This window comes from Streptomyces changchenzhani (assembly GCF_039766235.1).
GTDB lineage: Bacteria > Actinomycetota > Actinomycetes > Streptomycetales > Streptomycetaceae > Streptomyces.
Genome location: NZ_JBDHNH010000001.1, coordinates 1,636,490 through 1,658,267, shown reverse-complemented (window position 1 = coordinate 1,658,267; position 21,778 = coordinate 1,636,490). Strand labels below are relative to the sequence as shown.

Annotated in this window: 22 protein-coding genes and 1 pseudogene; 3 read left to right on the top strand and 20 right to left on the bottom strand. The window is 70.0% G+C overall.

Translation table 11 applies throughout. From position 1 onward, the window contains the following. Nucleotides 1–137 precede the first annotated feature (137 nt). The gene (gene leuA / locus ABCR94_RS07795; RefSeq protein ID WP_347118326.1) at nt 138–1,904 is read right to left on the bottom strand and encodes a 2-isopropylmalate synthase; all 1,767 of its coding nucleotides are present in this window, start codon (nt 1,902–1,904) and stop codon (nt 138–140) included. 292 nt (nt 1,905–2,196) lie between these two features. On the opposite strand from leuA, the gene ABCR94_RS07790 reads away from it, so the two are divergent. From ABCR94_RS07790 to ABCR94_RS07780, 3 genes are read left to right on the top strand one after another with little or no spacing between them, the layout of a single operon-like run. Further along, nucleotides 2,197–3,258: a M4 family metallopeptidase gene (locus tag ABCR94_RS07790; RefSeq protein WP_347118325.1), complete on the top strand. Its 1,062-nt coding sequence runs from the start codon at nt 2,197–2,199 to the stop codon at nt 3,256–3,258. Between the two features lie 25 nt (nt 3,259–3,283). Further along, nucleotides 3,284–3,550, top strand: coding sequence for a protealysin inhibitor emfourin (locus tag ABCR94_RS07785; RefSeq protein WP_347118324.1), 267 nt, complete (start codon nt 3,284–3,286; stop codon nt 3,548–3,550). 29 nt (nt 3,551–3,579) lie between these two features. Next, nucleotides 3,580–4,419 carry a GNAT family N-acetyltransferase gene (locus ABCR94_RS07780; protein ID WP_347118322.1) on the top strand — a complete coding sequence of 280 codons (840 nt, stop codon included), beginning with the start codon at nt 3,580–3,582 and terminating at the stop codon, nt 4,417–4,419. Between the two features lie 44 nt (nt 4,420–4,463). Here the strand turns inward: ABCR94_RS07780 and ABCR94_RS07775 are convergent, their stop codons facing one another. From ABCR94_RS07775 to hrcA, 19 genes and pseudogenes are all read right to left on the bottom strand, one after another. After that, the gene (locus ABCR94_RS07775) at nt 4,464–4,913 is read right to left on the bottom strand and encodes a DUF4279 domain-containing protein (RefSeq protein WP_347118321.1); all 450 of its coding nucleotides are present in this window, start codon (nt 4,911–4,913) and stop codon (nt 4,464–4,466) included. Nucleotides 4,914–4,971: 58 nt separating this feature from the next. Next, nucleotides 4,972–5,922 carry a GTPase Era gene (gene era / locus ABCR94_RS07770; RefSeq protein WP_521976389.1) on the bottom strand — a complete coding sequence of 317 codons (951 nt, stop codon included), beginning with the start codon at nt 5,920–5,922 and terminating at the stop codon, nt 4,972–4,974. Beyond that, on the bottom strand, nt 5,903–6,232 hold the full coding sequence (locus ABCR94_RS07765; RefSeq protein ID WP_347118319.1) for a hypothetical protein: 330 nt from the start codon (nt 6,230–6,232) through the stop codon (nt 5,903–5,905). Before ABCR94_RS07765 ends, era begins: the two co-directional genes overlap by 20 nt. 76 nt (nt 6,233–6,308) lie before the next feature. Next, on the bottom strand, nt 6,309–6,665 hold the full coding sequence (locus ABCR94_RS07760; protein ID WP_347118318.1) for a cytidine deaminase-like protein: 357 nt from the start codon (nt 6,663–6,665) through the stop codon (nt 6,309–6,311). 83 nt (nt 6,666–6,748) lie between these two features. Then, the gene (locus ABCR94_RS07755) at nt 6,749–7,102 is read right to left on the bottom strand and encodes an MmcQ/YjbR family DNA-binding protein (protein WP_347118317.1); all 354 of its coding nucleotides are present in this window, start codon (nt 7,100–7,102) and stop codon (nt 6,749–6,751) included. Beyond that, complete coding sequence (locus tag ABCR94_RS07750; RefSeq protein ID WP_347118316.1) at nt 7,099–8,385, bottom strand: hemolysin family protein; 1,287 nt, start codon at nt 8,383–8,385, stop codon at nt 7,099–7,101. Before ABCR94_RS07750 ends, ABCR94_RS07755 begins: the two co-directional genes overlap by 4 nt. Further along, nucleotides 8,382–8,879 carry an rRNA maturation RNase YbeY gene (gene ybeY / locus ABCR94_RS07745; protein ID WP_347118315.1) on the bottom strand — a complete coding sequence of 166 codons (498 nt, stop codon included), beginning with the start codon at nt 8,877–8,879 and terminating at the stop codon, nt 8,382–8,384. Before ybeY ends, ABCR94_RS07750 begins: the two co-directional genes overlap by 4 nt. Nucleotides 8,880–8,891: 12 nt before the next feature. Next, nucleotides 8,892–11,036, bottom strand: a complete 2,145-nt coding sequence (locus tag ABCR94_RS07740; RefSeq protein WP_521976385.1) for a PhoH family protein — start codon at nt 11,034–11,036, stop codon at nt 8,892–8,894. 133 nt (nt 11,037–11,169) lie between these two features. Next, nucleotides 11,170–12,303 (bottom strand): carbohydrate kinase family protein, encoded by a 1,134-nt coding sequence (locus ABCR94_RS07735; RefSeq protein WP_347118313.1) that lies wholly within the window; start codon nt 12,301–12,303, stop codon nt 11,170–11,172. A 123-nt stretch (nt 12,304–12,426) separates the two neighbouring features. After that, on the bottom strand, nt 12,427–13,728 hold the full coding sequence (locus tag ABCR94_RS07730) for a glucarate dehydratase family protein (RefSeq protein ID WP_347118312.1): 1,302 nt from the start codon (nt 13,726–13,728) through the stop codon (nt 12,427–12,429). Between the two features lie 109 nt (nt 13,729–13,837). Then, entirely contained in the window at nt 13,838–14,827 is a 990-nt protein-coding gene (locus ABCR94_RS07725; RefSeq protein WP_347118311.1) for an adenosine deaminase, read from the bottom strand. A gap of 52 nt (nt 14,828–14,879) precedes the next feature. Continuing rightward, nucleotides 14,880–15,788 (bottom strand): ribonuclease Z, encoded by a 909-nt coding sequence (locus ABCR94_RS07720; protein ID WP_347118310.1) that lies wholly within the window; start codon nt 15,786–15,788, stop codon nt 14,880–14,882. 10 nt (nt 15,789–15,798) lie between these two features. Continuing rightward, the gene (locus ABCR94_RS07715) at nt 15,799–16,158 is read right to left on the bottom strand and encodes a histidine triad nucleotide-binding protein (RefSeq protein WP_347118309.1); all 360 of its coding nucleotides are present in this window, start codon (nt 16,156–16,158) and stop codon (nt 15,799–15,801) included. Between the two features lie 118 nt (nt 16,159–16,276). After that, nucleotides 16,277–17,230, bottom strand: a complete 954-nt coding sequence (locus ABCR94_RS07710; RefSeq protein ID WP_347118308.1) for an ATP-binding protein — start codon at nt 17,228–17,230, stop codon at nt 16,277–16,279. Nucleotides 17,231–17,336: 106 nt separating this feature from the next. Then, nucleotides 17,337–17,558, bottom strand: a pseudogene (locus ABCR94_RS07705) (response regulator transcription factor); the annotation flags it as partial. 12 nt (nt 17,559–17,570) lie between these two features. Beyond that, complete coding sequence (locus ABCR94_RS07700) at nt 17,571–18,320, bottom strand: 16S rRNA (uracil(1498)-N(3))-methyltransferase (RefSeq protein ID WP_347118307.1); 750 nt, start codon at nt 18,318–18,320, stop codon at nt 17,571–17,573. Beyond that, nucleotides 18,317–19,417: a nitronate monooxygenase gene (locus tag ABCR94_RS07695; RefSeq protein ID WP_347118306.1), complete on the bottom strand. Its 1,101-nt coding sequence runs from the start codon at nt 19,415–19,417 to the stop codon at nt 18,317–18,319. The genes ABCR94_RS07700 and ABCR94_RS07695 overlap by 4 nt, the downstream gene beginning before the upstream one ends. A gap of 96 nt (nt 19,418–19,513) precedes the next feature. Next, nucleotides 19,514–20,647 (bottom strand): molecular chaperone DnaJ, encoded by a 1,134-nt coding sequence (gene dnaJ / locus ABCR94_RS07690; RefSeq protein ID WP_347118305.1) that lies wholly within the window; start codon nt 20,645–20,647, stop codon nt 19,514–19,516. Continuing rightward, entirely contained in the window at nt 20,648–21,664 is a 1,017-nt protein-coding gene (hrcA, locus tag ABCR94_RS07685; protein ID WP_347118498.1) for a heat-inducible transcriptional repressor HrcA, read from the bottom strand. It abuts the gene before it with no gap. Between the last annotated feature and the right edge of the window lie 114 nt (nt 21,665–21,778).

The following is a 21,778-nucleotide window of genomic DNA, read 5'->3' as shown; positions in this document are numbered from 1 at the left end:
TCAGCACCCTGTCACCGCACGAGCGGGCCCCGCACACCCTCGTGGGCGCGCGGGGCCGGAAAAGCCTCAGGTCAGAGGGCGACGGCCAAGCCGGTCAAGGCTCGAACACAAGATGAATTCGCCCTGGCGCAAATCCCTCAGCGGGCCGCCCTGTTCACCGCGGAGACGACCGCCTTCAGCGACGCGCGCGTGGTGTTGGCGTCGATACCGATGCCCCACAGCACCTGGCCGTCGATCGCGCACTCGATGTACGAGGCGGCCTGGGCGCTCGCTCCCTCGCTCATCGTGTGCTCCTGATAGTCGAGCAGCCTGGCGTCCACGCCGACGGCGGCCAGCGCGTCGAAGAAGGCCGAAATCGGACCATTGCCAGTGCCGGTCAGCACGGTGTCCGTGCCGTCCACGACCGCCTCGACGGTCAGGGTGTCGACGCCGTCGGTGTCGGTGGTGGCCTGGCCCGAGCGCAGCTGGAGACGTCCCCAGCTGCCCGTGGCGTCCTCCGAGGTGGGCAGGTACTCGTCCGCGAAGGCAGACCAGATCGCCTTGGGCGTGACCTCGCCGCCGTCCGCGTCCGTCATCGCCTGGATGATCCGGGAGAACTCGATCTGCATGCGGCGCGGCAGGTCCAGCTTGTGGTCGTTCTTCAGGACGTACGCGATACCGCCCTTGCCGGACTGCGAGTTGACCCGGATGACCGCCTCGTAGGAGCGGCCCACGTCCTTGGGGTCGATGGGCAGGTAGGGCACCGCCCATTCGATCTCGTCCACCGTCTTGCCCTGGGCGGCCGCGTCGGCCGCCATGGCGTCGAAGCCCTTCTTGATGGCGTCCTGGTGGGAGCCGGAGAAGGCGGTGTAGACCAGGTCGCCCGCGTAGGGGTGGCGGGGGTGGATCTCCATCTGGTTGCAGTACTCGGAGGTGCGGCGGATGTCGTCGATCTGCGAGAAGTCGATCTGCGGGTCGATGCCCTGGCTGAAGAGGTTCATGCCCAGGGTGACCAGGTCGACGTTGCCGGTGCGCTCGCCCTGCCCGAACAGGCAGCCCTCGATGCGGTCCGCGCCGGCCATGAGCGCCAGCTCGGCGGCGGCGACGGCGGTGCCGCGGTCGTTGTGCGGGTGGACCGACAGCGCGATGAACTCGCGGCGCGACAGACGGCGCGACATCCACTCGAAGCGGTCGGCGTGCGTGGACGGCGTGGAGCGCTCCACGGTGGCCGGCAGGTTCAGGATGATCTCCCGGCCCGCCTCCGGCTGCCAGACGTCCATGACGCCCTCACAGACCTCCAGCGCGAAGTCCAGCTCGGTGTCGGTGAAGATCTCCGGGCTGTACTGGTAACCGAACACGGTCTCCGGGCCCAGCAGCTTCTCGGCGTACTCCACGACCAGCCGGGTGCCGTCCACGGCGATCTGCTTGACCTGCTCCTTCGAGCCGCGGAAGACGACCCGGCGGAAGGTCGGGGCGGTCGCGTTGTACAGGTGGACGGTGGCCCGGTGGGCGCCGCGGATCGACTCGACGGTGCGCTCGATCAGCTCTTCGCGGGCCTGGGTGAGGACGGAGATCGTCACGTCCTCGGGGATCGCGCCCTCTTCGATGATGGAGCGTACGAAGTTGAAATCGGTCTCGCCGGACGACGGGAAGCCGACCTCGATCTCCTTGTAGCCCATGCGCACCAGCAGGTCGAACATCTCGCGCTTACGAGCCGGCGACATGGGGTCGATCAGCGCCTGATTGCCGTCACGCAGATCCGTGGACAGCCAGCGGGGCGCCTTGGTGATGCGGGCATTGGGCCAGCTGCGGTCGGCGATGTCCACGGCCTCGTACGGGCCGTACTTGCCGATGGGCATGCCGGACGGCTGCTGGGTGTGCGTGGCGTTGGTGACCGGCGTGGGGCGGCCGACGGGGCTGTTCATTGCGTAGGGCTCCTCGGTGTCCAGCGGTGGGACGGCCGACTGTGTCGCTGCAGCACCAGACTCCGCGGGGAGGGGGTCGGCCTGTACTACAGACCCTCGCCGCGGCAGCTAAGGAGGAGCAGCCCGTAACGCATGATGTTCCGCAGCCTAGCCCAGGGGCGCCGAGGGCGCGGGTCCGTATCAGTATGCGATATCAAGCATGCGTAAGGGCGGAACAGTGACGCTTCACTCGATTTCACCAATCATGGTGGCAACTAGTGACAGCGGCATGACCTGGTGCCACATTGCCGCCATGAACGCCTTCCATCCCACTTTCTGCACCATCGTGCCGCCCCACGTCCTCGACAAGCTGGCCCAGGCCGAGGACCCCGCGCTCGCAGGCCCCGCCCGCCGCACACTCGAAGCGGACGCCGCCCGGCGCACCCACCGTCGACTTACCACGGTCCTCGGCGCACCTTCGGTGGCCCCGCCCAAGGGCGCCCCCGAGGGCAAACCGCAGCGGACCATCCACGACGCGAAGAACAAGACGGACCTGCCAGGACGCAAAGTGCGCGGCGAGGGCGACAAGCCCGGCAAGGACGCGACCGTCAACCGCGCGTACGCGGGCCTCGGCGCCACCTACGAGCTGCTGCACAAGGCCTTCTCCCGCAATTCGATCGACGGCAGCGGGCTGCCGCTCATCGGGACCGTTCACTTCGACGAGAAGTACGGGAACGCCTTCTGGGACGGCACCCAGATGGTCTTCGGCGACGGCGACGGCGAGATCTTCCTCGATTTCACCCTCCCGGTGGACGTCATCGCCCACGAGCTGGCCCACGGCCTGACCCAGTACACGGCGAACTTCACGTACTTCGGTCAGCCCGGCGCGCTCAACGAGTCCGTCTCGGACGTCTTCGGCTCCCTGGTCAAGCAGTACGTCAACGACCAGACGGCCGACCAGGCCGACTGGCTGATCGGCGCGGGCCTGCTGGCGGAGCGCGTCAGCGGGGTGGCCCTGCGCTCCATGAAGGCCCCCGGCACGGCGTACGACGACGACGTGCTCGGCAAGGACCCGCAGCCCGCGACGATGGAGGAGTACGTCCGTACCGGCCGGGACAACGGCGGTGTCCACATCAACTCCGGCATCCCCAACCATGCCTTCTACCTGCTCGCCGAGGCGCTGGGCGGCAAGGCGTGGGAGCGCGCGGGGCGGATCTGGTACGACACCATCACCAGCGGGGAGCTCCAGGTCGACGCGAGCTTCGCCGACTTCGCCCGGGTCTCCGTGGCCGCCGCGCACGCGCGTTTCGGCGACGGTGAGGAGCACGGAGCGCTGCTGAAGGCGTGGTCCCAGGTCGGGGTGCCTACCGGCTGAGCCGTATCCGTACTAGACAGGACCCATGCGTATTCAAGTGAGGCGCACGGGAGGATTCGCCGGCATCGAGCGCCATGCCGAGGTGGAGACCTCGGGACGGCCCGATGCCGGCGAATGGCACACCCTGGCCGACGAGGCGGTGGCCTCCGGCCGGGGCACGCCGCCCATCGGGGTGCCGGACGGATTCAGCTACCGGATCACCATCGACGGAAAGACCGTCTACTGCGCGGACCCACGGTTGAGCGAGGCCCAGCGCCGGCTCATCTCGCGGGTCCTCAAAGAAGGCGCGTAGCGGGGCTCCACGGTGATCTGATGCGCGGTATGACCCTTGTGACGACCGACGCCTCCGATGCTGCCGCGCTCGCCGAGTTCGAGCTCTACTACGACGCCGTACCGCGCTCCGGTGCGCGCGCCGAGGACTTCGGTCCGCTGACCCTGTTCGTACGCGACCCCGAGGGCGCGGGCTTTCCCTACTACGCCCGGCCGACCCGGGGGTGGACCGGCGCCCGGGTGACCGTGGAGGTCGTGGAGCGGGTCAGGGCGCGGCAGCGTGAGCTTGGCGTGCCCGAGACGTTCGAGTGGGTGCCGGAGACGGCACCGGACCTGCGCCCGGCCCTGGAGGAGAGCGGGCTCGTGGCGCAGGAGCGTCCGCTGATGCTCCTGGACGACAGGGGCGCGGTCCCTGCGCCGCATCCGCTGGTGCGGCTGCTGCGGGCCGACGACGCGGCCCTGCCCGGCGCGCTCGCCGTGCCCCATCTGGCGTTCGCCGAGCTCGGCACGGCGGTGGGGACGGCAGGCGCCGACGAGCTGGCCGCCATGATCGCCTCCCAGCGGGGCGACGGCTCGGTGGAGCGGATCGCCGGCCGGATCAGGGCCGGGCAGTCCGTGGTGGCCGCGGCCGTCGAAGACGGTGTGGTGCTGTGCTCGGGCCAGTACCTCCCGGTCGGTACGGTCACCGAGATCGTCGGCATCGGAACGCTGCCGTCGGCGCGGCGCCGGGGCCTGGCCGTCTCGGTCACGGCGGCGCTGACCTCGGACGCGCGGTCGCGCGGCATCGACACGATCTTCCTGACGGCCACGGACGAAGCGGTGGCGCGGATCTACGCGCGGGCGGGCTTCCGGCACATCGGGACGGCGATGGAGGCGGCGGTCGCGGAGTAGCCTGCGGGCGGTCGCGGTAGCCGACAGGCGACCCCGGACGGGCCTCAGACCCCCGCTTCGCCCTCGGGTCCGGTGAAGTCGTACTCGTCCACGGCCAGATCGGCCCCGGTGTCGACGAGGAAACGCAGCATCTCGGTGGACAGCAGCCAGCTGTGCGTCCCGACCTCGGTGGCCGAGTTCCGGTACTCGCGCACCACTTGAAGGACCGCCCCGCCGTCCTCGCCCTCTTCCTTGGCGAGTTGGGCGGCAAGGGCGCCGATCTCGTCCCGGTAGATCATCAGCCGCCCCAGGACCCGCTCCATCTGCTCGTCGACAGGGAGGTCGGGGTCCCGGCACTCGACGACCCACCTGTGGTGCCTGGGCACATCGTGTTCCGGGAACTTGCTGCCGCGGACCGAGGTCCCGTCGGGGGTGAGACCGAGCCGGGCGGTCATCGCGTCCGCCGTCGTCTCCTTGCTGAAAAGAGCGAAGTAGACGTACTGATCGAGGTGCATCGCGTGACCGTACCCGTTGGCACGGTCACGCCCTCGGCCGATCGAGCCAGTGAGTGTCTTAGAAGCCCAGCTTGCGCAGCTGCTTCGGGTCGCGCTGCCAGTCCTTCGCGACCTTGACGTGCAGGTCGAGGAAGACCGGCGTACCCAGCAGTGCCTCGATGTGCTTGCGGGACTTCGTCCCGACGTCCTTCAGGCGCTGGCCCTTCGGGCCGATGATGATGCCCTTCTGGCTCGGACGCTCGATGAACACATTCGCGTGGATGTCCAGCAGCGGCCGGTCGGCGGGCCGTCCCTCGCGCGGCAGCATCTCCTCGACGACCACCGCAATGGAGTGCGGCAGCTCGTCGCGCACACCCTCCAGCGCCGCCTCACGGATCAGCTCCGCGATCATGACCATCTCGGGCTCGTCGGTGAGGTCGCCCTCCGGGTACAGCGGCGGGCTCTCCGGCATCAGCGGGATCAGCAGATCGGCGAGCAGGCCGACCTGCTCGTCGGTGACGGCCGAGACCGGAACGATCTCCTGCCACTCGAAGCCGAGCTCCTTGGAGAGCTGGTCGAGGGCGATGAGCTGCTCCGCGAGCTGCCGCGAGTCGACCAGGTCCGTCTTGGTGACGATCGCGATCTTCGGGGTCTTCTTGATCCCGGCGAGTTCCTTGATGATGAACTTGTCGCCGGGGCCGAGCTTCTGGTCGGCGGGCAGGCAGAAGCCGATCACGTCGACCTGGGACCAGGTCGTGCGTACGACGTCATTGAGCCGCTCGCCCAGCAGGGTGCGCGGCTTGTGCAGCCCGGGGGTGTCGACCAGGATCAGCTGCGCCTCGGGCCGGTGCACGATGCCGCGCACGGTGTGGCGGGTGGTCTGCGGACGGCTGGAGGTGATGGCCACCTTCTGGCCGACCAGAGCGTTCGTCAGGGTGGACTTGCCCGCGTTGGGGCGACCGACGAAGCAGGCGAAGCCGGCTCTGTGGGGGGCTTCGGATGCGTGGGTGCTAGCGCTCATGCGGCCCATTCTCCCCGATCGCCCGCGCCGCGCTGACCAGAGGCCCGAGAAGCACGGCGCGCACGGCGGCGTACGAGCCCCCGGCGGGTCCCGTCCCGGCCGGCGGGGGCACGACAGCGAGCGCGGAGGCGGGGCCGGGAAAGGGGACGGCGGCGCGCTCGCGCCTCTCGCCGGTCCCGGCGCCCGTCAGGAGCCTGACCTCGTCCCCTTCGGGCTTGGGCGCTCCCGCCCGGGGGTCCCCGGAGCACACCTGGCGGCCGGGCGGCGGCCCGGCGGGGATCTTCCTCAGCCCGCGGGAGAGCGGCTCACGGGAAATCACCTCGCGGGCCGAAGAGTCCCCCGGCCCTCGGCCTTCAGCCCGCTTTTCGCGCGAGAGCGTGTGGGCCCGGTGCCCTTCAGCCCGCGGTGACCGTAGCCCGCAGCTCCCCGTCCGGGCCGGCCACCAGTACCGGCGCCGCGGGGCCGCCCAGGTCGCGTACCGCCGCACGGTCCTCGTCGGACGCGCTCCGCGCTTCGGTGACCACGGCTGCGGCCTCCAGCGACTTCGCGCCGCTGGCCACGGCCATCGCGACGGCGGTCCGCAGCGCACTGAGCTTCAGCGAGTCAAGATCCACGGTCCCGGCGACGTACGTCCGCCCGGTCTCGTCACGCACGGCCGCGCCCTCCGCGACGCCGTTGCGCGTACGTGCGCTGCGCGCCAGCGTGATGATCTTGCGGTCCTCGGGGCCGAGCTCGGTGTTCTGCGTCGTCATGACCCGAGCATAAGGAGCACAGGCGCTCAGCCCACGACCGGGTACATCGAACCGGGCCGGGCCACGGCGTTGAGACAGCTGGTTCAGGGCCGGTCGAGCCTCAGGCGCTCCGCCTTGGGCAGACCGGCCACCACCAGGTCGTACGAGTCCTCGATCAGCTCGCGGACCGTGCGGTCAGGCAGGCCGTCGACGGTGACCGTGTTCCAGTGGCGCTTGTTCATGTGCCAGCCGGGAACGATCGCCGGGTGCTCCTCGCGCAGCCGAACCGCGATCTCCGGCTCGCACTTGAGGTTGACCTTCAGGGGCTCACCGTCCAGGGAGCTGAGGGCGAAGAGCTTGCCGAGGACCTTGAAGACCGAGGTCTCCGGGCCGAACGGGAACTCTTCGACCGCCGCGTTGAATTCCAGGCAGAACGCCCTCAGCTCCTGCGGGGTCATTTTGTCGCCTTCTCTTCGGTCGGCTCGACGAGCACCGTGACGATCTTGTTGCGGCGGCCCGCCGGGGACTCGGCGGTCAGCCGCAGCGCGCGGCCGTCCGGCAGGTCGACGACGGCCGACGCGCCCGCGATGGGGACGCGGCCGAGCGACTTCGCGAGGAGTCCGCCGACGGTCTCCACGTCCTCGTCGTCGAGCTCGTCGATGCCGTAGAGCTCGCCCAGGTCGCCGATGTCGAGGCGGGCGGTGACGCGGTAGCAGCCGTCGCCCAGGTCGTCGACGGGCGGCAGTTCACGGTCGTACTCGTCGGTGATCTCGCCGACGATCTCTTCCAGGATGTCCTCGATGGTGACGATGCCGGCCGTGCCGCCGTACTCGTCGATGACGACCGCGACATGGTTGCGCTCCTGCTGCATCTCGCGCAGCAGATCCCCGGCGTTCTTCGTGTCGGGGACGAATACGGCGGAGCGCATCGCGGTGGAAACCAGGTCGGACTCGGAGTCGCGGTTGATGTGCGTCTTCCTGACCAGGTCCTTGAGGTACACGATGCCGACGATGTCGTCCTCGTTCTCGCCGGTCACCGGGATGCGGGAGAAACCGGAGCGCAGGGCGAGGGTGAGGGTCTGGCGGATCGTCTTGTAGCGCTCGATGGAGATCAGGTCGGTCCTGGGGACCATGACCTCGCGTACGAGGGTGTCGCCGAGCTCGAAGACCGAGTGCACCATGCGGCGCTCGTCGTCCTCGATCAGGGACTCCTGCTCGGCCAGGTCGACCATCGCGCGCAGCTCGGCCTCACTGGCGAAGGGGCCCTTGCGGAAACCCTTGCCGGGCGTCAGCGCGTTGCCGATGAGGATCAGCAGTTGCGGGATCGGGCCCATGATCCGGGCGAGCGGCAGCAGGACGTACGCCGCCGCGGTCGCCGTGTTCAGCGGGTGCTGGCGGCCGATGGTGCGCGGCGAGACGCCCACGGCGACGTACGACACGAGGACCATCACCGCGATGGCGATGGTCAGCGCCTCCCAGGTCTCGTTGAACTCGCGCAGGCAGACATACGTGACGAAGACACCGGCGGCCATTTCGCAGGCGACCCGCACCAGCAGCGCGACATTCAGATAGCGGACCGGGTCGGCGGCGACCTGCGCCAGCTTGGCGCTGCCGCGCCGGCCCGCGCGGGCGGCCTCGTCGGCCCGGAACGTGGAGACGCGGGCGATACCCGCCTCCGCGCACGCGGCGAGCCAGGCGACGACGACCAACAGGACCGCGCCAGTGATCAGTTGCGCGGTCATGAAACGGTCGGTGCGGGCGACGGGCCGGTCATGCCCTGGTCCGAGCGCCAGCCGTCGACGATCGCGGCCTGCAGGCCGAACATCTCGGCCTTCTCATCCGGCTCCTCGTGGTCGTAACCGAGCAGATGCAGCACACCATGGACGGTCAGGAGCTGAAGCTCCTCGTCCATGGAGTGCTGCGTCTCGGCTTCCTCACCCTGGGACTTGGCGATCTCCGGGCAGAGCACGATGTCACCGAGCAGGCCCTGCGGGGGCTCCTCATCGTCCTTGATCGGCGGACGCAACTCGTCCATCGGGAAGGACATGACGTCGGTCGGACCAGTCAGATCCATCCACTGGATGTGCAGCTGCTCCATGGCGGCGGTGTCCACGACGATCACCGAGAGCTCGGAGAGCGGATGGATACGCATCCGGGTGAGCGCGTAGCGGGCGATGTCGAGGATCGCCCGCTCGTCGACCTCGGTTCCGGACTCGTTGTTGACATCGATCGACATGGTGCTGGGTTACTACTTCCCGTTGCGGCTGTCGTACTGCTCGTACGCGTCGACGATACGGCCGACGAGCTTGTGCCGGACGACATCCTGGGAGGTGAGCCGGGAGAAGTGGACGTCGTCGAGGCCCTCCAGGATGTCCTGGACCTGACGCAGACCGCTCTGGGTCCCGCTCGGCAGGTCGACCTGGGTGACGTCGCCCGTGATGACGATCTGGGAGTCGAAGCCCAGCCTGGTCAGGAACATCTTCATCTGCTCGGCGCTGGTGTTCTGCGCCTCGTCGAGGATGATGAACGCGTCGTTGAGCGTGTTGTGGGTCAGCAGGTAGTCCTGAGTGACGTACAGCGAGTCCTCCGCGGCGACCTGAATACAGACGGCCTCCTCGCGGCCCGCGGGCTCGATGCTGTCGATGAAACGCATGGGGCGGCCTCCGCCGCCGTTCGCGTGGTATATCTCGCGCTTACGGGAGAGGCGAAAGGGCTCGATACCTTCAGGGAGACGGATGTCGATGATGTGGGCATCGCGGCGGTACACACCCCGAGCGCTGCCCTGTTCGCGCCCCTCGGCCATACGGCGCCGAGTGTAGGCCACGCCGCCCAGCGACTGCACGAGAGAGAGCACGTCGTCACGGAGCAAGATCGACGTCGTCGTGTACTGGATACGGCAAGTGCGGTCGGACTGGGTGACCGGGCCACCGTCGGTGTCCAGGAGCCCCTGCAGTACGGCCAGTCGGACCTCGGCTGAGTTGTAGAGGTAGTCATCCGGTACGAACTTCGTGCATGACCTTGTACCGAGCAGGTCCAGCTCGCGAAGCATCTTGGCCGCCGGGGTCACCCGGGTGATGACTTCGCCGACAATCCCATCCGGAGCAGGCACGCGGGTCAGGAAGTAGTCGTAGCGCTCTTTCCAGCGGAGTCCGATACCAGGAAGCGCTGCTTCCAGAGCGAACCGGAGCTCCGGGTCTGCGGTGGTGAACGACGGCGTGACCGACCCTGTGATGCAACCATCACCTAGCAGCAGTCCTAGCGCGTACGGGTCCATGGAGACCTCGCGCTCGGGGAAGCTGACGGGTGCGGTGAGCATCGGCAGCTCGTAACGCCGGGCATGCGCAGCACGCAGGTTGCCGATCATGTCCTTGGTCTCCAGGACCCGCCACGGCTTGTCCCGACGCTTGTCCGCCGCCGTACGGACCGTCCACAAATGCTCACCGCAGCACAGGGTCCAGGAGCCGTCCTGGGCGGACACCCGGTAGATATCCCTCTCTCCCTGTGGATAGACACCCAGAACCGGGGTCGGCTCGCCATTCGACCCAATGACGAGGTCGCCTACTACGAGGTCGCCGATGGGGCGCCAACCGCTAGGCGTGAGCACGTTCGTAAAGACAGGTTGACTTCTACCTCTCATATAAGCCAGCGGCGCCACCTCGATCGTCCCCGCCGCCATCAGGCGCGGGATCGTCTCGGGGTCGAGCATGTCGTGCAGTGCGTCGTAGAGCGGGCGCAGGTACGGGTCGATCTTCTCGTAGAGCGTGCCGGGCAGGAAGCCGAGCCGCTCGCCCGCCTCGACGGCGGGCCTGGTCAGGATGATCCGGTTGACCTGGTGGGACTGGAGGGCCTGGACCGCCTTGGCCATGGCGAGGTACGTCTTGCCGGTGCCTGCGGGGCCGATGCAGAAGACGATGGTGTGCTTGTCGATGGCGTCGACGTACCGCTTCTGATTGAGCGTCTTGGGGCGGATGGTGCGGCCGCGGCTGGAGAGGATGTTCTGTGTGAGCACCTCGGCCGGGGTCTCGGTGGTCGCCGTGCCGTCGCCGTTGCCGATTCCGCCGGCCCTGAGCATGGCGATCGAACGTTCCACAGCGTCCTCCGTCATCGGCTGCCCGGTGCGGAGCACCAGCATCATCTCGTCGAACAGGCGCTGGATCAGGGCGACTTCCGCCTCGTCACCGAGCACGCTCACCTGATTGCCCCGGACATGGATGTCGACGGCAGGGAACGCCTTCTCGATCACGCGCAACAGGGCGTCACCGGAGCCCAGGAGGGTCACCATCGGGTGCATCGCGGGGACCGCGAAGCGGGCTCGCGCCTGGTCCGGCGCGGGGGGCGGGGCGGCAGCTGTCGGGGATTCTTCAGGTGTCTGGGCTGTGGGTGTCTGAGTCATGGGCCGGCACAAAGGCCTGCGCATACCTCCCGCTGCAGGGTTCTCGCTGCTCGACAACCTCTGGAATACCAAGCGTACGTCGGCCCACTGACAAGGCCGAGGGCTTTTCGGGCGCGCCCCGAATACTGGTGTCCTACGCGGGCGTGCGGAAGCCGATCGTGGGCACCGCCCTGCGCAGCGGCCACGGGCGGCCCGCCGCGGGCAGCAGCCCCTCCAGGAACGCGTACCGCCGCAGCGCCTGCGGGTCCGGCGCGTCGCAGGCCTGCACTTGCCGCCACCAGGCCGCGATCTCCCACCAGCCGGGCGCCGACAGCGAACCGCCGAACTCCTGCACCGACAGGGCTGCGGTCAGCCCGGCGAAGGCCAGCCGGTCGGCCAGCGGCCAGCCCGCGAGCGTGCCGGTGACGAAGCCAGCGACGAAGACGTCGCCCGCGCCGGTCGGGTCGAGGGCCTCCACGGCGATGGCGGGCACCTGCGCGGTCTCCCCCGTGGAGCCGTCCACGGCGTACGCGCCCTCTACGCCCAGCGTGACAACGGCGACCGGCACCTTCTCGGCCAGCGCGCGGGCCGCGGCGCGCGGGCAGTCGGTGCGGGTGTAGCGCATCGCCTCCTCGGCGTTGGGCAGGAACGCCTCGCAGTGCTCCAGGTCGGTGAGGCCCGCCAGGTCCCAGCGGCCCGTGTCGTCCCAGCCGACGTCGGCGAACACCTTGGCGCCGCTGCGCGCGGCGGCGGCGATCCACTCTTCGCTGCGACCGGGGGCCAGGGCGGCGATGGCGCCACGCGCGCGTGGCGGGCACTGCGGGAAGGGTCCCGGGCCCGCGGGCGGCGGGGCCTCGTGGCCGTGGGACACCATGGTCCGTTCGCCCTCGTAGGCCATGGAGACGGTCACCGGGGAGTGCCAGCCGGGCACCGTCCGTGACATGCCGAGGTCGATGCCCTCGCCCTGCGCGAGGGCGTCCCAGCAGTACTCGCCGTAGTGGTCGTCGCCGAAGGCCGCGGCGAGGGACGTACGCAGGCCGAGGCGGGCCAGGGCGGTGGCCATGTTGGCGACGCCGCCGGGGCTCGATCCCATGCCGCGCGCCCAGGACTCGGTGCCGCGCACCGGGGCGCGGTCCAGGCCGGTGAAGATGATGTCGAGGAAGACCGTGCCGGTGAGGAAGACGTCGCAGCACGGGCCGTCCGGGGAGCGCAGCCCGTCCAGCGGATCGAGGCTGCTCGATCCGCCGGACTGTCCGGCGTGGTCACTGCTGGCTGCGTGCGTTCTCACCGTGCGCTCCCCTGGGGTGATGCCTGGTGGTGCGGATTCAGGCCAGTGTGCCCGATTCCCGTCCAGAGGGGCCTGCGGCAGTGCGTCGGGGGTGTGAACGGTCCCGTCGGCGCCCGCCGCGCGTCACCAGCGCGGCAGCGGCGGCGCCGTCCAGTGCTCGTACCCGTCGGCCGCGCGCATCGCGGCGGCGTCGTCGCGGTCGCGCATCGCGCCGTACGCCGCCACGTCGAGCCAGCGGCGGTGCAGGTGCTCCAGGGCGTCGCGGTCGAGCTCGACGCCGAGGCCGGGGGCGTCGGAGACCGTCAGGCGGCCCTTCTCGAAGGTGTGGCGCCGGGTGATGACGTCCTCGGTCTGCCACGGGTAGTGGCTGTCGCAGGAGTGGTCCAGGTTGGGGACGGTGGCGGCGACATGGGTCATCGCGGCGAGGCTGATGCCCATGTGGGTGTTGGAGTGCATGGACAGGCCTACGCCGAAGGTCCGGCAGATCGCGGCCAGTTCGCGGGTGTTGCGCAGGCCGCCCCAGTAGTGGTGGTCGGAGAGGATCACCTGGACGGCGTCGGTGCGGAAGGCCTCGCGTATCTCGGGGAAGGTCGTCACGCACATGTTGGTGGCGAGCGGCACGTCCGTCCCGGCGGACACCTCGGCCATGGCGGGGGTGCCGGGCGCCGGGTCCTCCAGGTATTCGAGGACCCCGGCGAGCTCCTTGGCGACCTTGAGGGAGGTCTCGGTCGTCCAGGCGCCATTGGGGTCGAGCCGCAGCGGGTGGCCGGGGAAGGCCTCGGCGAGGGCCCGGACGGCGGCGATCTCCTGCTCGGGCTCGAAGACGCCGCCCTTGAGCTTGAAGGAGCCGAAGCCGTGTTCGCGTACGAAGCGCCGGGCCTGCTCCACGATGCCCGCCGGGTCGAGCGCCGCGCCCCAGTCGTCGCTCTCACCTGCGCCGCCGGGGTGCTCGGCCCAGCGGTAGAAGAGGTACGCGCTGTACTCGACGTGGTCGCGGACCTTGCCGCCGAGGAGGGTGTGCACGGGCTGCCCGTACGCCTTGCCCAGGATGTCCAGGCAGGCCACCTCGAAGGCGGAGACGACGGACAGCCGCAGCTTGTCGGCGGTCTGTACGCCGCGCAGTCCGCCGACGTCGATGGCGTGGTCCTCGCGCGCGTGGTCGACGCCGACCCGCTGCGCGAGGGTGAACAGGCCGTTGAGGTCGGCGGCGTGGTGGCCGGGCAGCAGCTCGGCGTACGGCCGGGCCAGCTCCAGGTATTTGGTGTCGCCGTACGTCTCGCCGACTCCGGTGACCCCGTCCGCCGTGACCACCTCGACGACCAGGCGGGGGGTGTACGGCTGGTGGACCCCTTGGACGTTGAGCAGGGGTGGGTCAGAGATGAGAACGGGTGTCAGCCGGACTTCGGTGATGGTCAGGTCCGCCACAGCTAGTCATCTCCGTATGTAAACGATGTCCACGTATGAGGATGCAGCGTAGGGAGGCGCACCGAAGTGCGTCAACGGTCCGGACGCAACGGCCGTTGCGCCATGGCTGTCAGAAGACGTGGGCGTCGACCTCGGCGAGATACCGGGCGCGGCGCTCCTCGTCGTGGTCGAGGAAGGCCGCGAGGAAGGAGTTGCGCGCCAGCTCGCGCAGTTGCTCCTGGCCGAGCCCGAGCGCCTCGTGCACGGCGTGGAAGGTGTCCCCGACGTAACCGCCGAAGTAGGCCGGGTCGTCGGAGTTCACCGTGACGAGCAGCCCGGCCGCCATCATCTCCCGCAGCGGGTGCTGTTCCAGGATGTCGATGGTCCGCAGCCGTACGTTCGACAGGGGGCACAGCGTCAGCGGCACCCGGTCCCGTACCAGCCGCTCCACCAGCTCCGGGTCCTCCATGGACCGCAGCCCGTGGTCGACACGCTCGACGCCCAGGACGTCCAGGGCCTCCCAGATGTACGCCGGAGGGCCCTCCTCGCCCGCGTGCGCGACCCTGCGCAGCCCCAGGGCGGCGGCCGTCTCGTACACCTCGCGGAACTTCGACGGCGGGTGCCCGACCTCGGCGGAGTCCAGGCCGACGGCGGCGATCCGGTGCAGATGCGGCTTGGCGTCCGCCAGGGTCGCCAGCGCGGACTCGGCGCTCTCGTCGCGCAGGAAGCACATGATCAGCTGCGTGGATATGCCGTGCCGCTGCTCGCTGCGGTCCAGCGCGCGGGCCAGCCCCTCGATCACGGTGGCAATCTCCACACCGCGCGCGGTGTGCGCCTGCGGGTCGAAGAAAATCTCCGCGTGCCGCACACCCTGCTGCGCGGCGCGCGCCAGATAGGCGTCGGCGAGCTCCTCGAAGTCTTCCTCGGTGCGCAGCACGGCCATCAGCGCGTAGTACAGGTCGAGGAAGGTCTGGAGGTCGTCGAAGAGGTAGGCGCGGCGCAGCTCCTCGGTGTCGGCGTGGGGCAGCTTCACCCCGTTCCGCTCGGCGAGGGCGAAGGCCAGCTCTGGTTCGAGGGTCCCTTCGATGTGGAGGTGGAGTTCGGCCTTGGGGAGGTGCATGAAGGTTCTTCTCGTCGGGGTCGATCGGGGTCGATCGGGGTGGCGTGGTGGTTCAGGGGCTGCGCTTGGGCAGCGGCACTCTCAACAGGTCTGCGGCGACGGTCAGTTCACCGGCGAACCCGGCCTCGCGGGCCTGGCGTTCGAAGGTGTCCGGGTCGCTGTAGCGCTGCGAGAAATGAGTCAGGACGAGGTGGCGTACGCCCGCGTCACGTGCCACCCGCGCCGCCTGGCCGACGGTCAGGTGGCCGTGGTCGACGGCCAGCTTCTCGTCCTCGTCGAGGAAGGTCGACTCGATGACGAGCATGTCGCAGCCGTCGGCGAGCGCGTACACACCGTCGCACAGCCGGGTGTCCATGACGAACGCGAAGCGCTGTCCGGGCCGCGCCTCGCTGACCTGGTCGAGCGTGACACCGCGCAGCTCCCCGTCGCGCTGCAGGCGGCCGATGTCCGGCCCTGCGATGCCGTGCTCGGCGAGCAGCGCGGGCAGCATGCGGCGCCCGCCCGGTTCGGTGAGGCGATAGCCGTACGACTCGACGGGGTGCGAGAGCTTGTGCGCGTCGAGGACGTAGGTCGGCGCGGTGGCCAGTACGCCGTCGGCGGCGACCGGCGCCTCGGTGAGCTTCACCGTCTCGCGGTAGGCGGTGGCGTACCGCAGCCGGTCGAAGAAGCACTGCCCGCTCGCCGGGTAGTGCGCGGTGACGGGGTGCGGGACCCGGTCGAGGTTGATGCGCTGGATCACGCCGGCGAGGCCGAGCGAGTGGTCGCCGTGGAAGTGCGTGACGCAGATCCGGTTCAGGTCGTGCGCGGCGACTCCGGCGCGCAGCATCTGGCGCTGGGTGCCCTCGCCGGGATCGAAGAGGATGCCCTCGCCGTCCCAGCGCAGCAGATAGCCGTTGTGGTTGCGGTGCCGGGTGGGGACCTGACTGGCGGTGCCGAGGACCACCAGCTCTCGTGCGGACACAGGTTCTGCCCTATCCGGGCGGCCAGTTGAGGCCGCGCCCGCCGAGCACATGGGCGTGCGCGTGGAAGACGGTCTGGCCCGCGCCGCTGCCGGTGTTGAAGATGACCCGGTAGCCGGTGGCCTCGATCTTCTCGTCCGCGGCGACGGCGCCGGCCTCGCGCAGCATGTCCGCCGCGATCTGCGGCTCCGCGGCGGCGAGCGAGGCGCCGTCCGGGTGGTGCACCTTGGGGATGACCAGGACGTGCGTCGGGGCCTGGGGGTTGATGTCGCGGAACGCGACGGTGGTTTCCGTCTCGCGGACGATCGTCGCGGGCACCTCACCCGCGACGATCTTGCAGAACAGGCAGTCCGCCTGTGGTTCTCCCGCCATGGTCCGTGGCCTCCTCGGTCCGGTCAGGACGTGCCGATCAGGATGTACCGATCAAGTATGTCTGATCCGGTACCCGGAGACCGTCGGCTTCCCCGCGCCCCTCGGCGGCCCCGGCCGCTCAGCAGTCGCTCCCCGCGGCCCGCACCCACGGTCCGCCGAGTCCCGCCAGCCGGACCTGCCCGTACTCCCGGTGCGCCAGCGGCAGTCGGTAGGTGCCGCTGTCCTCGCGCAGCACCACCGACGCGTCGACGAGCGCGGCCAGTTCGGCGCCGCCGGTGAAGACCGTATTGACCTGGTCGCCGGTGAAGCTGCCGGTGAACGACGAGAGCTTGGCCCACAGCAGCCGCTCGGCGCGGCCGCACAGGTCGTAGCTCCAGTCGATCGCGTTCAGCAGGGTGCGGTGCCTGGCGGGCTCGCTCGGACCGTGTATCAGTACGTCGAACCGCTCACCCGGTGTGCACAGGCTCCCGTACAGCCGCTGCGGTTCGGTCGCGCGCAGGCTGCGCGACGCAAGCAGCACACTCAGCGGGTCGCCGTCGAGCCGCTCCGCCAGCATCCGGCTCCAGAAGCTGGACAGCGCGACGCCGTGCACCTCGGCCTTCTCCCGCAGGAGTTCCACCGTCCGCTCGCTCGGCAACGGGCTTACCGCGACGGTCTGTTCACCCGGTACGCCGAGCGGGGAGCGGCTGGTGGTGAGGATCTGCAAGCGCGGGCAGTGGTCGTGCAACCGCCCCACGAGATAGGCGCAGCCGGACCGTACGTGCTCACAGGTGTCCAGTACGAGCAGTCCGCGCCGCCCTGCCAGCAGCCGAAGCACGACGTCCGTGGGGTCGGGCCCCGGTGTCGCCGCGGCGTGCAGGGAGGCCGCGACGGCGTGCGGGACCAGCGCGGCGTCGCCGCAGGCGGCGAGGTCGGCTTGGTGGACGGGCAGCTCCACCGCCTGGGCGACCCGGGCCGCGAGGTGGGTCTTGCCGACGCCCGCGGGGCCGGTCAGGGTGACCAGGCGGGTGGTGGCGAGGCGCGCGGTGAGGTCGGCGACGAGGGGATGGTCGGGGTCGGTCGTTGCGGACATGTGGTCACTGTGGCCGGAGGTCTCGCGCTCGCGCGTGGACATGGACCAAAGATCCGTACATCTAGTTCCGCCGGGCCCCTGCCTAGGTAGGGGCGTTCCGCCCGCTCTACCTGGGCAGACCCGTCTTGTCCGCGCCCACCAGGGCGGCGATCTCCCCTCGGGAGGCGAAGCCGAGTTTGGCGAGGATGTGCTCCACATGGGCGTCGGCGGTGCGCTTGGAGATGACCAGCTGCTCGGAGATCTCGCGGTTGGACATGCCTCGGTGCACCAGCGCCGCGACCTCGCGTTCGCGGCGGGTGAGGGCCGCGAGCGAGGGGGACTGTGGGGGAGGCGGACCGGGTCAGGACCAGCGGCCGGTGCGCCCGAGGAGCAGCGCGGCGGCGGCGGTTCCTGCGGTGGAGGTACGCAGCACACTCGGACCAAGCCGGTACGGCGCGGCCCCGGCCTGCGCGAAGAGCGCCAGCTCGTCCGGGGAGACGCCCCCTTCGGGACCGACGACCAGCACGATCGTTCCCGCGTCGGGGAGTTGGGCGGTGGCCAGCGCCTCGCTGCCCACCGACGGGTCCTCGTGCAGGACGGCCGCGAAGTCGGCGGTGGCCAGAAGCGCGGCGACCTGCTTGGTGCTCATGACGTCGGCGACCTCGGGGAAGCGCACCCGGCGCGACTGCTTGCCCGCCTCGCGGGCCGTCGCGCGCCACTTGGCCAGGGCCTTGAGGCCGCGATCGCCCCTCCACTGGGTGACGCAGCGGGACGCGTGCCACGGCACGATCGCGTCGACCCCGGTCTCCGTCATGGTCTCGACGGCCACTTCGCCGCGGTCGCCCTTCGGGAGTGCTTGCACGACGGTGAGGCGGGGCGCGGGCACCGGCTCCTCGGACACCGAGTCCAGCCGGACCACCAGCCGGTCCTTGTCCTCGGCCGCCAGTACGACGCCATCCGCCCGGCCGCCGCGGCCGTCCGTCAGGACGACGTCCTCACTGGCGCGCAGCCGCTTCACGGTGACGGCGTGCCGCCCCTCGGGCCCGTCGAGGACGAACGTGCCCCCGGGACCCGGGGGCAGCTTCTCGACGATGAACACCGGCGCGGTCATGACTGCTCGCCGCGCTTCACCGGCGCGCAGACGTCCCGCAGGGCCAGTTCGGCCCGTGCGGCGTCGGCCTCCGCCGCCAGAACCTCGACCAGCTGTCCGGCGGGCATCTCGCGTGCCATCCGGTGCCCCTGGCCGGCCCACAGGGCCATGCCCTGGGCGTCGCCCGCCTTGGCGGCGGCCTTGCGCAGGCCCGAGGTGATGTGGTGCACCTGAGGGTAGGCGGCGGGGGCGTACGGGCCGTGCTCGCGCATGAAGCGGTTGACGAGGCCGCGGGCGGGGCGGCCGGAGAAGGCGCGGGTGAGTTCCGTGCGTACGAACAGCGGGTTGGTCATGGCCTGCTTGTGCAGGGCGTTCGCGCCGGACTCGGGACAGACCAGGAACGCCGTGCCGAGCTGCGCGGCCTCCGCGCCCAGCGCGAGGACGGCCGCGATCTGCGCGCCGCGCATCAGGCCGCCCGCCGCGATGATCGGCAGCTGTATGGTCTCGCGGACCTGCGTGACCAGGGACAGCAGGCCGAGCCCGGTGCCGTCGGTCTCCGGGTCGTCGCGGTGCGTGCCCTGGTGGCCGCCGGCTTCGATGCCCTGCACGCACACGGCGTCGGCGCCGGACCACTGCGCGGCCTGGGCCTCTTCGGGGGTGGTGACCGTCACGACGGTGAAGGTGCCGACCTTGGCGAAGGAGTCGAGGACGGGACGGGCGGGGCAGCCGAAGGTGAAGGAGACGACGGGGACGGGGTCGTCGAGGAGTATGGCGAGCTTCGCCTCGTAGCCGTCGTCGGAGCCGCCGTCGGTCTCGCCGAGGGGGGTCTCGTACCAGCCGGCCTCGCCCGCGAGCTGATGGCGGTACACCTCGATGGAGGCCGGGTCTGCGGAGTTGGGCTGCGGCATGAAGAGATTGACGCCGAAGGGCCGGGCCGTCAGGCCCCGCAGCTGCTTGATCTCCTCGTACATGCCGTCGGCGGTCTTGTAACCGGCAGCCAGGAAACCGAGACCACCGGCCTCGGAGACCGCTGCGACCAGCTGAGGACACGATGCGCCGCCCGCCATGGGGGCCTGCACGATCGGGGAGCGACAGAGGTCGGTCAGTGCGGAGGACATGAACGCATCGTTTCATGTCCTCCGCACTCCGCCGAATCAGGCCGTGCACCCCGCGAGGCGCGCGGCACTGACGGCCGGGCGCGCCCCACACCGGGGTCACCGGCCGTTGAACGCATCCTTCAGCCGGGAGAACAACCCCTGCTGCCCCGGTTGGAACTGCCCAATGGGGCGTTCCTCGCCGCGCAGCTTCGCGAACTGGCGCAGCAGGTCCTCCTGCTGCGGGTCCAGCTTCTGCGGGGTCAGCACCTCGACGTGCACGATCAGGTCGCCCCGGCCGCCGCCCCGCAGGTGCGTGATGCCACGCCCGTGCAGCGGAATCGACTGGCCCGACTGCGAACCGGGCCGGATGTCGATCTCCTCGATGCCGTCCAGCGACTCCAGCGGCACCTTCGTGCCGAGCGCCGCCGCCGTCATCGGGATGGTGACCGTGCAGTGGAGATCGTCGCCTCGCCGCTGGAACACCGCGTGCGGCAGCTCGTGGATCTCGACGTACAGATCGCCCGCCGGACCGCCGCCGGGGCCGACTTCGCCCTCGCCGGCCAGCTGGATCCTGGTGCCGTTGTCGACACCGGCCGGGATCTTGACCGTGAGCGTCCGACGGGACCGTACCCGGCCGTCGCCCGCGCACTCCGGGCACGGCGTCGGCACGACCGTGCCGAAGCCCTGGCACTGAGGGCAGGGCCGCGAGGTCATGACCTGGCCCAGGAAGGACCGGGTGACCTGCGACACCTCGCCACGCCCGCGACACATGTCACAGGTCTGCGCGGAGGTGCCGGGCGCGGCGCCCTCACCGCTGCAGGTCGTGCACACGATGGCCGTGTCGACCTGGATTTCCTTGGTCGTGCCGAAGGCCGCCTCGTTGAGGTCGATCTCCAGCCGGATCATCGCGTCCTGGCCGCGTCGTGTCCGCGACCTCGGCCCGCGCTGGGACGCCGTTCCGAAGAAGGCGTCCATGATGTCCGAGAAGTTCCCGAAGCCGCCCTGGCCGAAGCCGGCGGCTCCGCCGCCCGCCTGTGAGAGCGGGTCGCCACCGAGGTCGTAGACCTGCTTCTTCTGCGGGTCCGACAACACCTCGTAGGCGGCGTTGATCTCCTTGAAGCGCTCTTGTGTCTTGGGGTCAGGATTGACATCCGGGTGCAGCTCGCGTGCGAGCCGACGGAATGCCTTCTTGATCTCGTCCTGGGAAGCGTCGCGGCGCACGCCGAGTACGGCGTAGTAGTCCGTGGCCACTTACGACTCTGCCAGGATCTGTCCGACGTAACGTGCCACTGCGCGTACCGCTCCCATCGTTCCGGGGTAGTCCATGCGGGTCGGTCCGACCACGCCGAGTTTGGCGACTGCCTCGTCGCCCGAACCGTAGCCGACTGCGACGACGGACGTGGAACTCAGCCCCTCATGGGCGTTCTCATGACCGATTCGTACGGTCATGGTCGAGTCTGTTGCCTCACCCAGCAGCTTGAGGAGCACGACCTGCTCCTCAAGCGCTTCCAGCACCGGCCGGATGGTGAGAGGGAAATCATGTCCGAAGCGGGTGAGGTTGGAGGTGCCGCCGATCATCAGCCGCTCCTCGGTCTCCTCGACCAGAGTCTCCAGCAGAGATGACAGCACCGTCGAAACGGTTCCTCTGTCGTCCGTGTCGAAGGATTCCGGGAGATCCTGCACCAGTTGCGGTACGTCCGCGAAACGGCGCCCGACGACCCGGCTGTTGAGCCGGGCACGCAGGTCCGCCAGCGAGGTCTCGCCGAAGCGGGCCGGGCAGTCGATCATGCGCTGCTCGACCCGGCCGGTGTCCGTGATGAGCACGAGCATCAGGCGGGCGGGTGCCAGTGAGAGCAATTCCACGTGGCGCACCGTCGAGCGCGTGAGCGAGGGGTACTGCACGACGGCGACCTGCCGGGTCAGCTGCGCGAGCAGCCGGACCGTGCGGGCCACCACGTCGTCGAGGTCCAGTGCTTCGTCCAGGAAGCTGTGGATCGCGCGGCGCTCGGGCGACGACAGGGGCTTGACCCCCGCGAGCCGGTCCACGAACAGCCGGTAGCCCTTGTCCGTCGGAATCCGCCCGGCGCTGGTGTGCGGCTGGGCGATGAAACCTTCGTCCTCCAGGGCGGCCATGTCATTGCGGACCGTGGCCGGGGAGACACCGAGCTTGTGCCGCTGGGTGAGCGCCTTGGAGCCCACGGGCTCCTCGGTCCCCACATAGTCCTGGACGATGGCGCGCAGCACCTCGAGTCTGCGTTCGCTGAGCATGGCGCACACCTCCAGCTGTCGGTCGTCGGCTTCTGCTTGGCACTCGCTGCGGGTGAGTGCCAGCAAATCTCCCTGGCCAGTGTACGGCGGGGAAGTACGCCCCTAGCAAGGGCA

Excerpts from the sequence above, each read along its gene's own strand:
- leuA (WP_347118326.1), bottom strand. The coding sequence starts at position 1,904 with ATGAACAGCCCCGTCGGCCGCCCCACGCCGGTCACCAACGCCACGCAC.
- ABCR94_RS07790 (WP_347118325.1), top strand. The coding sequence starts at position 2,197 with ATGAACGCCTTCCATCCCACTTTCTGCACCATCGTGCCGCCCCACGTC.
- ABCR94_RS07785 (WP_347118324.1), top strand. The coding sequence starts at position 3,284 with ATGCGTATTCAAGTGAGGCGCACGGGAGGATTCGCCGGCATCGAGCGC.
- ABCR94_RS07780 (WP_347118322.1), top strand. The coding sequence starts at position 3,580 with ATGACCCTTGTGACGACCGACGCCTCCGATGCTGCCGCGCTCGCCGAG.
- ABCR94_RS07775 (WP_347118321.1), bottom strand. The coding sequence starts at position 4,913 with ATGCACCTCGATCAGTACGTCTACTTCGCTCTTTTCAGCAAGGAGACG.
- era (WP_521976389.1), bottom strand. The coding sequence starts at position 5,922 with ATGGGCCGCATGAGCGCTAGCACCCACGCATCCGAAGCCCCCCACAGA.
- ABCR94_RS07760 (WP_347118318.1), bottom strand. The coding sequence starts at position 6,665 with ATGACGACGCAGAACACCGAGCTCGGCCCCGAGGACCGCAAGATCATC.
- ABCR94_RS07755 (WP_347118317.1), bottom strand. The coding sequence starts at position 7,102 with ATGACCCCGCAGGAGCTGAGGGCGTTCTGCCTGGAATTCAACGCGGCG.
- ABCR94_RS07750 (WP_347118316.1), bottom strand. The coding sequence starts at position 8,385 with ATGACCGCGCAACTGATCACTGGCGCGGTCCTGTTGGTCGTCGTCGCC.
- ybeY (WP_347118315.1), bottom strand. The coding sequence starts at position 8,879 with ATGTCGATCGATGTCAACAACGAGTCCGGAACCGAGGTCGACGAGCGG.
- ABCR94_RS07740 (WP_521976385.1), bottom strand. The coding sequence starts at position 11,036 with ATGACTCAGACACCCACAGCCCAGACACCTGAAGAATCCCCGACAGCT.
- ABCR94_RS07725 (WP_347118311.1), bottom strand. The coding sequence starts at position 14,827 with ATGCACCTCCCCAAGGCCGAACTCCACCTCCACATCGAAGGGACCCTC.
- ABCR94_RS07715 (WP_347118309.1), bottom strand. The coding sequence starts at position 16,158 with ATGGCGGGAGAACCACAGGCGGACTGCCTGTTCTGCAAGATCGTCGCG.
- ABCR94_RS07710 (WP_347118308.1), bottom strand. The coding sequence starts at position 17,230 with ATGTCCGCAACGACCGACCCCGACCATCCCCTCGTCGCCGACCTCACC.
- ABCR94_RS07700 (WP_347118307.1), bottom strand. The coding sequence starts at position 18,320 with ATGACCGCGCCGGTGTTCATCGTCGAGAAGCTGCCCCCGGGTCCCGGG.
- ABCR94_RS07695 (WP_347118306.1), bottom strand. The coding sequence starts at position 19,417 with ATGTCCTCCGCACTGACCGACCTCTGTCGCTCCCCGATCGTGCAGGCC.
- hrcA (WP_347118498.1), bottom strand. The coding sequence starts at position 21,664 with ATGCTCAGCGAACGCAGACTCGAGGTGCTGCGCGCCATCGTCCAGGAC.